13 protein-coding genes and 2 pseudogenes are annotated in these 14,748 nt (G+C 73.8%); 4 read left to right on the forward strand and 11 right to left on the reverse strand.

Translation table 11 applies throughout. The features are described 5' to 3' along the window. Window positions 1–181 precede the first annotated feature (181 nt). On the reverse strand, window positions 182–565 hold the full coding sequence (locus ABTX62_RS33915) for a DUF5997 family protein (RefSeq protein WP_352119771.1): 384 nt from the start codon (window positions 563–565) through the stop codon (window positions 182–184). Between the two features lie 58 nt (window positions 566–623). Between ABTX62_RS33915 and ABTX62_RS33920 the strand changes: the two genes are divergently transcribed. Further along, a complete protein-coding gene (locus ABTX62_RS33920; RefSeq protein ID WP_352119772.1) occupies window positions 624–1,391 on the forward strand; it encodes a LysR family transcriptional regulator substrate-binding protein in 768 nt (255 codons plus the stop codon). A gap of 252 nt (window positions 1,392–1,643) precedes the next feature. Here the strand turns inward: ABTX62_RS33920 and ABTX62_RS33925 are convergent, their stop codons facing one another. The 5 genes and pseudogenes from ABTX62_RS33925 to ABTX62_RS33940 all read right to left on the reverse strand — a co-directional run bounded on the left by ABTX62_RS33925 (window position 1,644) and on the right by ABTX62_RS33940 (window position 4,751). After that, window positions 1,644–2,408 carry a DUF4142 domain-containing protein gene (locus ABTX62_RS33925; RefSeq protein ID WP_352119773.1) on the reverse strand — a complete coding sequence of 255 codons (765 nt, stop codon included), beginning with the start codon at window positions 2,406–2,408 and terminating at the stop codon, window positions 1,644–1,646. Window positions 2,409–2,545: 137 nt separating this feature from the next. After that, window positions 2,546–3,085: a hypothetical protein gene (locus tag ABTX62_RS38055; RefSeq protein WP_502998063.1), complete on the reverse strand. Its 540-nt coding sequence runs from the start codon at window positions 3,083–3,085 to the stop codon at window positions 2,546–2,548. Window positions 3,086–3,149: 64 nt separating this feature from the next. Then, window positions 3,150–3,803 (reverse strand): annotated as a pseudogene (locus tag ABTX62_RS38060) (beta-L-arabinofuranosidase domain-containing protein); the annotation flags it as partial. Window positions 3,804–3,928: 125 nt separating this feature from the next. After that, window positions 3,929–4,252 (reverse strand): annotated as a pseudogene (locus ABTX62_RS33935) (HAD-IA family hydrolase); the annotation flags it as partial. Window positions 4,253–4,274: 22 nt separating this feature from the next. Then, complete coding sequence (locus tag ABTX62_RS33940; protein ID WP_352119774.1) at window positions 4,275–4,751, reverse strand: Lrp/AsnC family transcriptional regulator; 477 nt, start codon at window positions 4,749–4,751, stop codon at window positions 4,275–4,277. A 198-nt stretch (window positions 4,752–4,949) separates the two neighbouring features. On the opposite strand from ABTX62_RS33940, the gene ABTX62_RS33945 reads away from it, so the two are divergent. After that, entirely contained in the window at window positions 4,950–6,440 is a 1,491-nt protein-coding gene (locus tag ABTX62_RS33945; RefSeq protein ID WP_352119775.1) for an FUSC family protein, read from the forward strand. Window positions 6,441–6,742: 302 nt separating this feature from the next. Next, window positions 6,743–7,768 (forward strand): lactonase family protein, encoded by a 1,026-nt coding sequence (locus tag ABTX62_RS33950; protein WP_352119776.1) that lies wholly within the window; start codon window positions 6,743–6,745, stop codon window positions 7,766–7,768. Between the two features lie 99 nt (window positions 7,769–7,867). Here the strand turns inward: ABTX62_RS33950 and ABTX62_RS33955 are convergent, their stop codons facing one another. The 4 genes from ABTX62_RS33955 to ABTX62_RS33970 form a co-directional block, all read right to left on the reverse strand. After that, window positions 7,868–8,791: a sirohydrochlorin chelatase gene (locus tag ABTX62_RS33955; protein ID WP_283973532.1), complete on the reverse strand. Its 924-nt coding sequence runs from the start codon at window positions 8,789–8,791 to the stop codon at window positions 7,868–7,870. Window positions 8,792–8,901: 110 nt separating this feature from the next. Further along, window positions 8,902–9,888 (reverse strand): N-acetylglucosamine kinase, encoded by a 987-nt coding sequence (locus ABTX62_RS33960; RefSeq protein WP_352119777.1) that lies wholly within the window; start codon window positions 9,886–9,888, stop codon window positions 8,902–8,904. Next, window positions 9,885–10,562 (reverse strand): uracil-DNA glycosylase, encoded by a 678-nt coding sequence (locus tag ABTX62_RS33965; RefSeq protein ID WP_352119778.1) that lies wholly within the window; start codon window positions 10,560–10,562, stop codon window positions 9,885–9,887. The genes ABTX62_RS33960 and ABTX62_RS33965 overlap by 4 nt, the downstream gene beginning before the upstream one ends. A 99-nt stretch (window positions 10,563–10,661) precedes the next feature. After that, the gene (locus ABTX62_RS33970; protein WP_352119779.1) at window positions 10,662–11,819 is read right to left on the reverse strand and encodes a WD40/YVTN/BNR-like repeat-containing protein; all 1,158 of its coding nucleotides are present in this window, start codon (window positions 11,817–11,819) and stop codon (window positions 10,662–10,664) included. A 213-nt stretch (window positions 11,820–12,032) separates the two neighbouring features. On the opposite strand from ABTX62_RS33970, the gene ABTX62_RS33975 reads away from it, so the two are divergent. After that, window positions 12,033–12,617 carry an Rv1733c family protein gene (locus tag ABTX62_RS33975; protein WP_352119780.1) on the forward strand — a complete coding sequence of 195 codons (585 nt, stop codon included), beginning with the start codon at window positions 12,033–12,035 and terminating at the stop codon, window positions 12,615–12,617. Window positions 12,618–12,621: 4 nt separating this feature from the next. On the opposite strand, the gene ABTX62_RS33980 is transcribed toward ABTX62_RS33975, so the two are convergent. Beyond that, the gene (locus ABTX62_RS33980) at window positions 12,622–14,655 is read right to left on the reverse strand and encodes a HEAT repeat domain-containing protein (RefSeq protein ID WP_352119781.1); all 2,034 of its coding nucleotides are present in this window, start codon (window positions 14,653–14,655) and stop codon (window positions 12,622–12,624) included. Window positions 14,656–14,748 lie beyond the last annotated feature (93 nt).

The raw sequence follows: 14,748 nt of genomic DNA on the forward strand, positions 1-14,748 counted from the left end.
GCACCGCCTCGGCGTGGGTCGGCGCGCAGATCGCCGTGGCACGACCACAACGGGTCGTGAAGGCCGACGTCACGTTCATGCCCCGGATTCGCCAACAGTGTCGATGATCCGGTGGGGGCCGCCCGAAGAGGAGGTCGGGAGAGGAGGTCGAGGAGGAGGTTCGAAACGGAGGGTGATCAGGTCAGGCCTGACGCTCGGCGTTCTTCTTCTTGATCCGGGCCGCTTCCTTGCGGACCTCCGCCTGGGTGGCACGCTCCCGCTCCAGCCACTCGGGGCCCTCCTGCTTCAGTGCCTCGATCTGCTCGGTGGTGAGGGGCTCGGTGACACCCGCGCGGGCGAGTCCCGCGATGGAGACACCGAGCTTCGCGGCGACCACCGGCCGGGGGTGCGGGCCGTTGAGCCGCAGGTCCTGCAGCCACTGCGGAGGGTTCGCCTGGAGCTCGTTCAGCTCGGCGCGCGAGACGACACCCTCCCGGAATGCGGCGGGTGTGGCCTCGAGGTACACACCCAGCTTCTTCGCCGCGGTCGCGGGCTTCATCGTCTGGGTGCTCTGGTGCGACGTCATGCCGTCCAGCGTATCGAGCGTGTGCACGACGGCTGACCACGCCCGGTAACCTGGCGAGGTGACAGGCTCGGATGCAACCCCCTCGTTCCGGCTCGCCTACGTCCCCGGGGTGATGCCCGGCAAATGGGTGCGCGTCTGGAACGAGCGGCACGATGTCCCGCTGATCCTCACGCAGGTGCCCGCCGGAGCGGCCGCCGAGCGGCTGCTGGACGGGGACGCCGACGCGGGACTCGTCCGCACACCCGTGGACCGGACGGCCTTCGGCGCGATCCCCCTCTACACCGAGCAGACGGTCGTCCTGGTGCCCAAGGAGCACCTGGTCACGGCCGTCGACGAGGTGGCGCCGGACGACCTGGCCGACGACATCGTGCTGCACCCCCTCGACGACGTCCTCGACTGGGAGAGCCTGCCCGGACGGCCCGCCCTGGAGCGGCCCGCCACCACGGCCGACGCGGTCGAGCTGGTCGCGGCGGGCATCGGTGTCCTCGTCGTCCCGCTGTCGCTCGCCCGCCTGCACCACCGCAAGGACCTCACCCACCGGCTCCTCAGGGGCGCCCCCGAGTCGAGTGTGGCGCTCATCTGGCCCGAGGGCGCCAAGACGGACCAGGTCGAGGACTTCATCGGCATCGTCCGCGGCCGCACGGTCAACAGCACCCGGGGCCGTCAGCAGCCTTCGGCGCGGGGCGAGTCCACCGGCGCGGACCGGGGCGGCGCCAGGCGCAAGCCGGTGCCCGGCAAGTCGTCGGGCGGGGCGAAGCGCACCGGGAGGAGCGGGAGCGGCGCGCCCAAGGGCACCAGGCGCGGCAAGCCACGCCGCCGTTCATAAGACCGGGGCCGAGCGTCGCTGGTGGTGCCGGCGTGGGCCGTCGTTCGAGGCGCCCGGGCCAGTCGTCGTTCGCAGGGCCGGGTCCGACCGTCGCTGGTGGTGCCGGGCGCGGGCCAGTCGCCGTTCGCGGGTGCGAGGCCGACCGTCGTGCGCAGGGCCGGCCGTCGTGCGCGGGCCCGGGCCAGTCGTCGTGCGCGGGTGCGGGGCCGGCGGGGACGGACCGCGGCCCCGGGCCCGCACACCCGCACCCGTTCAGCCAGCCGACGGGGACGGCGCCGGAGCTCCATAGGACGGATTGGGGGCGACCGTCTGGAAGTCCTTCAGCTCTTCGGGGACCGGCAGGACCCGGACCGGCGCACCCTGCTGGGGCGGCGGCGGTGTCGTCTGCTCCTGGGGCAGCTTGGGCGGGGAGGTGATCTGGAAGGTGACCTGCTCCTGGTTGATCAGCCCGGTCTGCTCCAGGACCGTGATGTGGTCGAGAACGGTGTCGTTGGTCGTGTCGGCGAGCTCCCGCACGAGGCTGTTCCGGGTGGTCGCCCGGATCTTGGCGATCGTCGGGAAGATGCCCCCGTGCGCGACGCGCATGATGGTCACGGCCGTCGACTCGAACTCCTTGCCGGTGCTGCCTTCGGCCGTCGCCACGAACTGCTGCTGCTGCGGCGACGCCTCGTTCGGCAGGGTGATGCCCAGGTCCGTGGAGACCTTGCGGCAGCCCGCGTCGAGCCGGCCGTGACCCACGAGCAGGTGCTTGGCGACTTCCTGCATCTCCGGCGCCGTGCTCCGCTCCTTGATCAGTTGCGCCATCGGGTACTCCCACAGGCCGGCCGCACGCACGCGCACCACGAAGTCCCGGTCCGCCTCGGTCAGCGGACCCCACTGGGTGTTGGCGATGATGCGGTCCTGGCCGGAAGCCGCGTTCTCGACGCCCAGCATGCTGGGATAGGCGAGCGCGGTCAGCGTAAGGACCAGCGCACCGCCCACGAACGCGGTTCCTGCCGTGCTGCGCGAGATGCGCATCGTGCCTCCTGGGATATGAACGGCCCAACACCAAGAGGTACGGATGGCGACGGCGAAACAATCACCCCTGCCGCAAAAAACTTCGGTCGTGTGCGGCGTCCGCCCCGGACGTCGCACACGACCGGCCGGGCCGGTGCTCAGGGCTTGTACGAAGCGGCCCCCGCTGTCGCCACCACCTTGTCCCCGTCCGCCCTGCCCAGCAGTCCGGCCGTCACCCACGCGGCCACCGTGGACCGTACCCGCGCCACCAGCGCCCCCTTGTCCCGGAAGGGCGCCCCGGCCCAGATCTCGTCCAGGAGCGTGGTCCCGTCGGGTTTCGCCGGGTTGGCGACGCCCGAGTCCCGGCCGCCGAACACGAGCTTCGGCTCGACGCGTCGGAAGTAGGCGTGCGTCGGATCCTCCCTCCCCTCGGAGAACGGCGCCCACTCGGTCCCGTCCAGCGTGAAATGCAGCGGTGTGCCCGGCACCGGGGTGAGGGACGGAGAAAGATCACCGGACAGACCGGTGTCGCGGTACAACCCCACCTTCAGATACTCCTTGGACGGGTCGCGGGCGACGAGGTTGACCGGCCCGTGGAACAGGGTCTGCAGGGACGGGTCGTCCAGCGCCTTCTCCACCCGCGTCCGGAACGGCATGGCGATACGGACGGTGTCACCGGCCCGCCAGACCCGGGACACGTCGACACAGCTCCCCGGTTGCGGACTCCCGGACAGCGCACGCCCGTTGACGGTCACCCGGAAACTCGTCGCCGAAGTCGAGGATCCGGGCCCAGTCGGCCTCGTGCGCGGGCCGGACCCGGACGGAGAGCGTGATCGCCGCGGCCCCGCCGAGCACGGCGGCGGGCAGGTCCACGTACTGGTAGGAGCCCCGCACCTGATCCGCGGCGGTCCCGAACTTCCCGGTGACGCTCAGCACCGCCGGATCCCGCCGAAGGGCGGCGCGCACCTCGGTCAGCGCCCCGGCCATGGTGCCGATCCGGTCGGCGAACACCTGCTCCTTCGTCCCGCGGTACGCCTGCGCCAGCATGGTCAGGAAGTGGCCGGTGTAGTGACCGCGAAGGTTGCCGTTGGCCTCGCCGTCCAGACCCTCCCAGCCACCGGGCGCGACCGTTCCGCCGGTGGCCAGACCGGCGTTGGCGCGGAACACCTCGAGCAGCCGGTTCACGTCGTAGCCGCGGGCGTGATCCAGCATCAGCTTCCGCTTGTCGGCGAAGACGCCCTGCCCGAGGCTGACGTCCTCCAGCCCGAAGGGCCGTACGGTCCAGGCGGCCGGGGTGCCGGCGGCAGAGGCGGGAGCCGCCGCGGCCCGTCCCGTCGCCGCCTGGGGGAGCGCGCATCCAGCCGTGATGACCGTCGCGGCCTGGAGCAGGGATCGTCTGGAGAGGGGCCGTGCCATGGGTGCTCCTCCACGGGTCCACGATGCTCGGACTGGTAATGTCGAGATCTCGAACGCTGTTCGGATGATCGGCCAGGCTCTAGGGATGGGACGGGGGGAGCGTCAACGGGTCGGGCGAGGTGACTTCAGGACGGTCGGGCCCGGCTCACGAGCCAGTCGTACGCGGCCCGCGCCGTGAACTTACCCTGAACGCCCCGCAGCAGCAGATGGGCGGTGGCGAACTCCGGTGCGTCCGCATGCGCCGGGAGGTACGGGATCGCGATGCACCGCACGCCCGCCGCGTGCGCGGCGGCGACGCCCGGAGCCGCTTCCTCCAGTACGACGCAGTCGGAGGGGGACGCTCCCAGCCGACGGGCCGCCTTCAGGAAGATGTCGGGAGCGGGCTTGCCGTGCGCGACCTCGTCGGCGGAGACGGCGGTGGACAGCTGCGTGTCCAGCCCGGTTCCGGCCGCACCGCCCCGATGGCAAAGATCATCCGCGGGCCGACCGCCCGATCGACTCCACCAACGGCAGCATCCGGTGGGAGACGCGTTCGCGCAGGGCGACCTCGGTCCGGGTGCGCACCACCCCGGGCATGCTGATCAGCTTCTGGACGATGTCCTCCAGGTGCGCGTTGTCCCGCGCCACCACCCGGGCCAGCAGATCCCCGCCACCGGTGATCGAGAAGGCCTCCACGATCTCCGGTACCGCCGCCAGCGCGTCACCCACCTCGTCGAGATGGCCCTGGGTGACCTCGATGTGCACGAACGCGAGCACCGGATGCCCGAGTGCGGCGGGGGAGAGGGCCGCTGCCGTGCCGGTGATCACGCCGTCGCGCTCCAGCCGGTCGAGCCGGGCCTGCAGGGTGCCCCGCGCCACGCCGAGGATCCGGGCGTACTCGCGCACGCTGGTGCCCGGCTGCTTCAGCAGCAACCGCAGGATGCGGGTGTCGAGCGCGTCCACGGGCATGGCGCGTCCTCCTCGTCCGTTGGCTCTGCCGCGGCCGCCTCTCAGCCGCGCTGACAGTACCAATGGACCAGTCTAGAAGCAGTCGGTTGAGCCAGTGGCCTCCGAGGTGCTCATATGGTGGAGTCGATGGCGCTGCGGACCCCGCGGCGCCTTTTTCATGCGTACTCATGCCCGGCGTTGAGAAGGGGGCGGTAAGCGGTGCTGAAGAGGGTGTTCATGGCTCCGGATCCGGGGCGGACGCGGTTGCGGTTCGGCGCGCGTGCCGTGCTCGGCATCGCGCTCGCGGTCACCGTGTGCGGCCTCGCCGGGCATTCCCTCGCGGGTGCCGTCACCGGCGGACTCGCCGCTCTGCTCGCCCTGTTCACCGTCACCGACGCAACGGTCCGCGGCCAGGCGGTCACGACCGCGCTGCTGCCCGCCGTCGGCCTCCCGGTGCTCACCGCCGCGGCCGAGCTGCACGACCATCCGGTGGCCCGCGACCTCGCCTTTCTCGCCGTGGTCGGGGCGGGTGTGTACGCCCGACGCTGGGGCCCGCGCGGGCACAGCCTCGGCGTTTTCGCGTTCATGACCTTCTTCGTGGCGCAGTTCCTGCACGCCACCACCGACCAGCTGCCCGAGCTGTACCTCTCGGTCCTGCTGTCCGTCCTCGCGGCCGCCACGGTCCGCTTCGGCCTGTGGTGCTACGAGCGTCGCCTGCCCGTGCCCGCCGTGCCCGCGCCGCCGGGCGGCACCGGCCTCGCCCGCGTGACCACCCGCCAGGCGATCCAGGCCACCGCCGGGGCCGGCTTCGCCCTCGTCGTGGGCCAGCTGGTGTCCGGGCAGCGCTGGTACTGGGCCGTCGGCGCCACCTGGTGGATCTTCGTCAACACCACCTCGCGCGGCGAGACTTTGGTCCGCGGTTTCCGGCGGCTGCTCGGCACGGTCATCGGCATTGCCCTCGGCCTGCTCGTGGCGGTGCCCGTCCACGGCGACCCGGCCGTCACGGCCGCGCTCGCCGCCGTGTGCGTCTTCGGCATCTTCTACACGGCCGCCGTGTCCTACACCTGGATGATGCTCTGGGTCACCCTCCTCGCCGGACTGCTCTACGGCCTCCTCGGCGTTCTCGGCCCGGACCTGCTCGTCCTGCGTCTCGCCGAGACCGGCGTCGGGGCGCTCGGCGCCGCCCTGGCCGTGGTCCTCGTGCTGCCCGTCACCACCCACAGCATCACCGACGCCTGGATCCGGCGGGCCCTGCGCTGTGTGCACGCCTGTGCCGTCGAGACCGCGCGGCGCTTGGCGGGGGCGCAGGACGCGGATCCCGCCCCGCGGGTGGCGGAGCTGGAGCAGCTCCTCGCCCGGGTACGGCTCTCCGTCGCCCCGCTGGTGCACCCGCTGAACCCGATGCTCGGCCGCAAGCGACGCGCCCGGCACGTTCTCGCCCTCCTCGACGACTGTGCCCGGGAGATACGCGGCCTGGTAGCCGTCGCGGCCGACCCGGAGGCCTCCCACGACGCCCGTCTGGCCACGGCCTGCCGGCGGGTGGAGGCCGCCGTCGAGGCCCTCACCGAGGGCAGGGACATCGCGGTCCACGTGGAAGGGCTCCCTCATGCGGAACCCGCCCTGGCCCATCTGCACGGCCTGGAACGAGCCCTGTCCGAGTTGGCCCGTCCCTTGCGCGCGCCGTCGGGCTCCCCGCTGGTGGGGGCCTGAGGGACGCTCTCCGAGGGGTAGGGGTCGGCCGGTGTGGGGCCGGGCCGTCGCCCGCCGCGTCGGACCCGGGCCCGGTGGCGAGAGGGCCTGACCGGTTTCCCGGCCGCCCTGGCGTGCCGTGTCGGGCCCGCCGCCCGGTGTGGGTTCGGGACGGGGTCTCCCGGCGGGCGGTCTGCCGTCGACCGGACCGTCACGCTCTCGGGCTCGGGTCCGACCGGGCGACCCACCCTTGACCGCTTGGTCTAGACCGCGCATGATCGGCTGCGCGGTCCTTCCGGGCGGCACGGCGAGAGGAGACAGCGGTGGCGGACGGCAGGCGGCGGGCGTTCATCGGGTCGTTCACGGCGGCCGGCGGTCCAGGGGTCGTGACGGCGCAGGTCGACGCCGACAGCGGCGCGCTGACCGTGCTGAGCAGCGTGAACGCCGTCCCGGACCCCTCCTGCCTCACCCTCTCGCCCGACGGCGGGACGCTGTACGCGGTCAGTGAGACGGCCGACGGTGCGGTGGCCGCGTACCGGGTGGACGGGGACAAGCCCGAGCAGGCCGGGCGTCCCGTGCCGGTCGACGGCAGTGGTCCGACCCACCTCGCCCTGTTCGCCGGTCACCTCCTGACCGCCAACTACGGCTCCGGCAGCGTCACCACCGTCCCCGTCCGCCCCGACGGCACCCTCGCGCGATCCGCCTCCGGCGTGCTCCGGCACACCGGCGCGGGGCCGCACACGCCCCGTCAGCAGGGGCCGCACGCCCACCAGGTGCAGCCCGACCCGAGCGGCCGGTGGGCCGTCAGCGTGGACCTCGGCACGGACTCGGTGCGGGTGTGCACGCTGACGGACGGCACTCTCGCCCTGCACCGGGAGACCGCCCTGCGCCCCGGCTCGGGGCCGCGCCACCTGGCCTTCCACCCGGACGGCTCGCACGCGTACGTCGTCAACGAACTGAGCCCCTCCGTCACCGTCTGCCGCTGGAACGCGGCGGAGGGCGCCCTGACGCCGCTCTCCGAGGCGGCGGTGCTGCCCGGCGCACCGGCACGTGACGCCTACCCCTCGGGCATCGCCACCTCACCCGACGGCCGCTTCGTCTGGACCGCCACCCGCGGCGAGGACGTCCTGTCCGTGCTGGCCGTGGAGGGCGAGGGACTGCGGCTGGTCACCACGGTGCCCTGCGGTGGCCACTGGCCGCGCGCCCTCACCGCCTCCGACGGGTTCCTGTACGTCGCGAACGAGCGCTCCGGAGATGTGACCTGGTTCGCCGTCGACCCGCGTACGGGCGTGCCACGACGCGCCGGTTCGATCGGTGTGACGGCCGCGTCGTGCGTGGTCCTGGGCTGACCCGGCCTGCGCCGGAGAGGCCGCGCCCGAACGCCCGGCCCTATGACGGGAAGGCCCGCTCCGAACCCGGTGCGGGCCTTGCCGTAGGTACGTCCCGCGTCAGCGGACCGGCGCGCTCTGCGCCTGCTGCGGCGCGATGCCCAGGGCCGTCGTGTACTTGGCCAGCGCCAGCTTGCCGATCGCCGGGTACGGGCCGAGCGACTCGGCGGCGGAGCAGCCCGCCTCCTTCGCGGCCTCCTCGACCAGGCCCGGCTCGATCTCCGGGCCGATCAGATACGGCGCGAGCGCCAGTTGGTGCGAGCCCGAGGAACGCAGCTGCTCGGCGACGGACGCGATGGAGCCCTCCTGGTCCAGGGCCGCCGCCATCACCGGCACGGCGAGGCGCGCGGCGAGCAGCATGCCGGTGATCCCGGCCGCCTGCACGGCCTCGTCACCGCCCACGGAGGCCAGGACGATGCCGTCCGCGGCGGTCGCCACGGTGAACAGCCGGGCACGGTCGGCACGGGCCAGACCGGCCTCGGACAGCCGCACGTGCAGCGCCTCGGCGAGCAGTGGGTGCGGGCCGAGGACATCGGTCAGCTCGGCGGCGACACGGCTCTCCATGAGGGCCTGGCGGACCTGGCGCAGCAGCGCGCTGTCCGGGCCGGCGAGCAGCGGCACGACGACGGCGACGGGACCGTCGGGCATCTTGACGTCCATGCCGGCGGCGCGGGCCTGCTCGAAACGGGCCGTGCGCTCCTCGGCGGCGTGCACGAGCACGGCCTGCAGCGAGGGGAACTCCGCGTTGTCACCGTCGAGGTAGCCGATGCGGGCGTCGAGACCGGGCAGCTCGGAGCGGGCGATGCTCACGACCTCCTCGGCGAGGCTGCGCGTGGCGCTACTGGGCGTCCCCGGCACGGCGAGGACGAGCGCGGGCGCACCCTCGGGAGCAACCAGCGGCTCGGGACGGCGGTGCCGTCCGGGCTGGCGGGGGCGCGGCATTCGTACGGGCAGGCCATCCGCGGGCCCAGTGGGGGAACTCATGGCGCCGCATGTTACTGGCTTCTTGGGTTCCCCTGTTCGGGGAGGGTGCAGGTGAGCGGTATCCGTCCCGTTTTGTCTTATGACTTGCGTACGGACCGGATACGGTCGGATCAATCACCCGACCGGATGGTCACGGACAACATCCTCTCGTCACCCGGCAACGTGAGCGAACCGGTGCCCAGCTCGGCGGCGATGCGCACCGCGCCGTGCAGCGGATCGCCCTCGGCCGGCACCCGCCGTGCCCGCGGCAGCCGGCGCGCCAATTCCTCGTCCACCGGGCCGAGCAACGGGTCGCCCAGCCTGAACAGGCCCCCGGTGACGGCGACACACGGCTCACCGCCGGAGGGGCACACGGCCGCCGCGGAGTCGGCCATGTGCCGGGCGGCGGCGCGCAGGATGCCCGCCGCGACCGGATCCTCGTCCGCGCAGGCGGCCACACGCGGCGCGAAGGAGGCGAGGACGGCGGTCCGGTCGGGACGGGGGTACAGCGCGCCGGGCAGCCCCGCGACGGGCCCGAACACCTCCTCGGCGCAGGCCAGCAGCCGGGCCGAGCCGTCCGCACGCCCGTCGTGGGCACGCAGCGCCCCCTCGAGACCGGCCCGGCCGATCCAGGCACCGCCCCCGCAGTCACCGAGTAGATGCCCCCAGCCGTCCGCAAGCCGCCAGCCGGTGAGATCGGTGCCGACGGCGATCAGGCCCGTACCGCCGGCGATCACGGCACCGGGACGTGGTCCCAGCGCCCCCACGTACGCGGTCACGGCGTCGGCGGCCAGCGCGACCCTGCGCACGCCCCACTCCCGGGCCAGGGCGCCCGGCAGTTCGGCGCGCAGCCCGTCACCCAGGGACGCCAGCCCGGCCGCGCCGACGACCACGGTGGTCAACGGCACCGGTCCGGCCTCGGCGGTCAAGGCGCGTACCAGCGGCACGAGTCGCGCCATGAGGTCCTCGGGGTCGATGCCCCGCTCGCCCGTGCGGACCGGCTCGTCGGAGGCGTGCCGGGCCAGCGGACCGCGCTCGGCGGTCCCCAGCACGGCACGGACACCCGAGCCGCCGGAGTCCACGGCGAGGAACCCCGAACCCTCCGGCGCCCCGGTCACGGCAGGCGCCAGTCCACCGGTTGGCCACCCTGACGGATCAGCAGGTCGTTCGCCCGGCTGAACGGACGAGAGCCGAAGAAACCCCGGTCGGCCGACATGGGGGAGGGATGGGCGGATTCGACGGAGGGCAGATCGCCGAGGAGCGGACGCAGATTGCGGGCGTCACGGCCCCACAGGATGGACACCAGCGGCTTTCCGCGCCCCGCCAGTGCCCGGATGGCCTGCTCCGTGACCTCCTCCCAGCCCTTGCCGCGGTGGGCACCGGGCTTGCGCGGGGCGGTGGTCAGCGCCCTGTTGAGCAGCAGCACGCCCTGCTGCGTCCACGGCGTGAGGTCGCCGCCGGACGGCTGGGGGAGTCCCAGGTCGGCGGTCAGCTCCCGGTAGATGTTGATGAGGCTGCCGGGCAGCGGCCGCACCTCGGGCGCGACCGAGAACGACAGCCCCACCGCGTGCCCCGGAGTCGGGTACGGGTCCTGACCGACGATCAGGACGCGCACGTCGTCGAAGGGCTGCTGGAAGGCCCGCAGGACGTTCGGCCCGGCCGGCAGGTAGGTGCGTCCCGCGGCGATCTCCGCGCGGAGGAAGTCCCCCATCGCGGCGACGCGTTCACTCACCGGTTCCAGGGCCTTCGCCCAGCCCGCTTCGACGATCTCATGCAAAGGTCGTGGTGCCACGGGCGTCACCCTACTGCCGTACGGGCAGCGGCGATCAACCGGTGGCCAAGACTGCTTCGCGACCTCGTCGTCCGACTCGTCCCCCGTTTCATCCGCGTCTCAGCCGACGACCGCGGCCCGCACGCACAGCACGTCCGGCAGGTGCGACGCCAGTTGCCGCCAGCTGTCGCCGTCGTCCGCCGACGCGTACACCTCGCCGTTGCGGTTGCCGAAGTAGACGCCCGCCGGATCGGCGTCGTCCGTGCACATCGCGTCGCGCAGCACCGTGCCGTAGTGGTCGTCCTGGGGCAGCCCCGCCGAGAGCGGCTCCCAGCTCTTGCCCGCGTCCGCGGTCCGGTAGACCCGGCACCGGTGGTCGGCCGGGACCCGGTCGGCGTCGGCGTTGATCGGGAACACGTACGCGGTGTCACCCCGGTGCGGATGCGCCGCCGCCGCGAAACCGAAGGTGGACGGCAGGCCCTCGCCGATGTCCGTCCAGTGCGCGCCCGCGTCGTCGCTGCGGTACACCCCCCAGTGGTTCTGGAGGTACAGCCGGTCCGGACTGACCGCATCCCGCGTGACCTTGTGCACGCACTGGCCGAACTCCGGATTGGGGTCGGGCAGGAACACCGCGGAGACACCCGAGTTGGAGGGTGCCCAGCTCGCCCCGCCGTCCCGTGTACGGAACACGCCGGCGGTCGAGACGGCGACCGTCACCGCCTGGGAGTCGCGCGCGTCCGTGAGGACGGTGTGCAGTCCCTCCCCGCCGCCGCCGGGCACCCACTTCGACCTCGTGGGGTGCTCCCACAGGGGCCGGACCAGCTCGAACGTCTCCCCGCGGTCCTCCGAGCGGTACAGCGCCGCCGGTTCGGTGCCCGCGTACACCACATCCGGCTCGGCGGCGGCCGGGTGCAACTGCCACACCCGCTCCAGGGACGCCCCGGTGTCCTTCGGGAACTTCACGGCCGGATGGGCCGGTTCGGTCCAGGTCCGGCCGAGATCGTCGGAGTGGAACACGGACGGGCCCCAGTGCGCGCTGTCCCCGCCGGCCAGCAGCCGCGGGGTCCCGGCCCGGGTGTCGATGGCGATCGAGTACACGGCCTGCGCGTTGAAGTAGGGGCTCTCGTCGAACTCCCAGGCGCCACCACCTCGCCGGCGCCCGATGAACAGGCCTTTGCGCGTGCCCACGGCGAGCAGAACCTCGGTCATGCCGATCACCTCCGCGGCGTCGTCGTCGACGCCTTCGTCCCAGACACCGGCCAGTCTGCACCCGACCACTGACAGTCACCTCCGCAGTCCGCTCCCTCGCAGGTCAGCGGGGTGTCGGCGGCGCATCGGGCAGCGCGGCGAACCGCTCCCGGGAGCCGCTCGCGGAGGCCGTGGCCGGCGGGGGCCGGCCTGCCCACCCGGACGCGGTGAGCGTCCGGGCGCCGCCGTCCGTATGGGGAAGGCGGCGGGATGGGCCGTGGGCGTGTGAGGAGGAGGCCTGCGATGGCGTTACGTGGTCCGAGGGTGTGGCTGTGGCGCTGGCGGCGCAATCCGCTCAAGCGCCGTGCGGACAGGATGGAGGCCTGGATCGTGCTGGGCGTGTGGGTGCTCACCGCGTTCGCCGGGGTGCTGGCCGGGACGACGGTGAGCCGGTCCGTCGAGGACGGGCTGGCCAGGGAGCGCGTGGAGTGGCGGCCCGTCGTGGCACGGCTCACCGAGCGCGCTCCCGGGACGGCCTCCGCGAACGCCCCCGTGTCCCGCGCCGAGCAGGTGTGGGCGGCGGCACGCTGGACCGCCGCCGACGGTTCCGGGCACTCCGGCCGGCTACGGGTGCCGGCGGGCAGCGCCGCCGGGACCCCGGTCACGGTGTGGACGGATGCCGAGGGCCGCCAGGTCACCCGGCCCGTTTCCGCGTCCCAGGCCCGCGTGCGCGCCTTCCTGATGGGCGGTGTGGCGGGCGGCTGCGCCGCGGCCGTGCCCCTGTTCGGCGGCCGGGCCCTGTGCGGCCGCCTGGAGCGTCGCCGCCTCGACCAGTGGGACGTCGAGTGGTCCCGCTTCGGCCCGATGTGGGGGCGTACGGCAGGGTGAGGACCTACCGGTGTCCTGTTCCGGCCAGCGCCTCGCCGCACACCCGCAGCAACTCCAGGTCCTGGTGTATGCCGTAGCCGCCGCGGTCGGTTCGATGCCGCCGGGGGGAGGCGAGCTCCGCCCGGAGCAGATCGTGCAGCGGTGTTCCCGCCGGACCCAGGACCGCGACGCACCCGGCGACCGTCCGACGCGTGCCCGGGTGCTCCGCCCAGGCGGAGCGAAGGACGGGAAGGCACCGCTCGGGCTCGTCGGCGGCCCGCCACATCGCGCACGCGGCCGTGACCCGCTCCCACGGATCACCGGAGCGGGCCATCCCCCGCAACCCCGGCAGGGCCGGACGGGCCGCGGGCCCGAGCCGCCCCAGCAGGGCCGCCGCATCGCGCCGCCGACCGCTCGCGGAACCGGTCAACTCCCTCAGGAGCACGGGCAGCACGGCGTCCGCATCGCCCGTGACCGACCACAGCGCGTCCGCCGCCGCCACCGCGCAGTCGGTCTCCAGCAGCCCGCGCAGATCCGGTACCGCCTCGCGCGCGGCGGTGCCGAACGCGCCGAGGGCGCGAACCGCCGCTTCCGTCACGGTCTCGTGCCGCCGCGGTCCGTCCGGCAGGCCGCGCAGCAGACGTGACACCGCCGGAACGGACTCGGCGTCGCCCAGTGCGGCGAGGGCCGACAGCAGGGGAACGGCCCGCTCGTGCGGGTCGGGCGCGTCGAGCGGCACGCGCGCGAGCCGTCTGCGCAAGGCGGGGGCGAGCGGCAGGGCCGCGCGGCCCAGGTGGGGTATCACCAGTCCCAGGTCGTTCGGGACGACCGGGCCCGCCAGCAGCTCGGCCAGCACCGGCGTGGCCCGCGCGTCCCCGGCCCGGGCCAGTGCCTTGAGCGGGCCGCCCAGAGTCGGCGAACCCCGCTCCCCGTGCCGTACACGAAGCTCGGGGCGGTAGGTCACCAGCGCGTGGAGGTGGTCCGCGGCGGGCGCGGCCAGCGCGAAGAGCTCCACCAGGACGGAGACCGCCGCGTCGTGCAACCGCCCCTCCTCCGAGCCCAGTTGGGTCCCTATGAGGGTGACGGGCTCCGTGCGGCCGGTACGCCATTCGCGCAGCAGCCCGGCCGACATCCACACGCCGTTGCACCGGTCGAGGGGATCCGGGCTGGTCAACTGTCCGCGCAGCAGGGCGATCCGATCGGCCACCCGGCCGCCGAGCGCGCGGTGCAGGGTCCGCATCAGCCGGGAGCCCTCCTCGTCCGAGGGACGCAGGCGCCGCAGCCGGCGGACGAGCGTGTCCGGGCCCGGACCGTCGTACGGGCCCGGACCGTCGTACGGGTGCCCGGCTCGGGCCCGTTGCCTGGATCTGTCCCTGAGCAGGTGGACGGCGGTCGGTACGAGATCGGCGGGGAGCAGCTCCGGGGCGCACCCCGCGAGCTGTCCGAGTGCGGCGAGCCGGAGACCGGGGCCGTACGGGGGTCCGCTCAGCTCGGTCAGCAGGCGCACCGCCTCGGCGGCATGAGCGAGGCCGTCCGGGCGGTACCGCCGGACGAACAGGCCGAGGCTCTCCGTCAGCGCGAGCAGGACCCGGTCGTCCCGTTCCACGGTGATCCGCCGGCGCAACAGGGCGAGCACCCGCGCCGGTCGGTCGAGGAACCGCACGAGTGCCCCGGGCACCGCCCTGCGCACTCCCGCGTCCGCGTCCCCGGCGAGCGGGACGAAGACCTCGGCCCGTGCCCGCAGGGCCGCACGGGCTCCGGCCGCGAGATCGTCACGGGGCCCGCCGGTGTCGCCGATGCTGACGAGGAGTTCCACCACGGTCTCCCGGTCCGGCACCTCCTCACGGACGGCGAGCGCGAAGAGAAACGGAACACAGGCGAGCGTCGAGTCGTACACAGCGCCCTGGTGGTGCACGGCGCCGTACATCGCGTCGAGCGCGGTCTGCCGCTCGGCCGGGGCGGCGGAGGCCAGCCCCCGCAGCAGTCCGGGCACGTCCTCCGCGCTGCCGTACGCATGGCGCAGCGAGGCCCAGTCGACCTCGTCGATCCCCCTGAACACGTTGTCCTCCCCCGGGCGAAGTGCCGCTGACCGGGAGTCTGCACCAAGGCACCGACAACGAAGCGGAATCGGGAGGTGACGGTGCGCGAACTC

The organism is Streptomyces sp. NPDC096046, assembly GCF_040303285.1.
GTDB lineage: Bacteria > Actinomycetota > Actinomycetes > Streptomycetales > Streptomycetaceae > Streptomyces.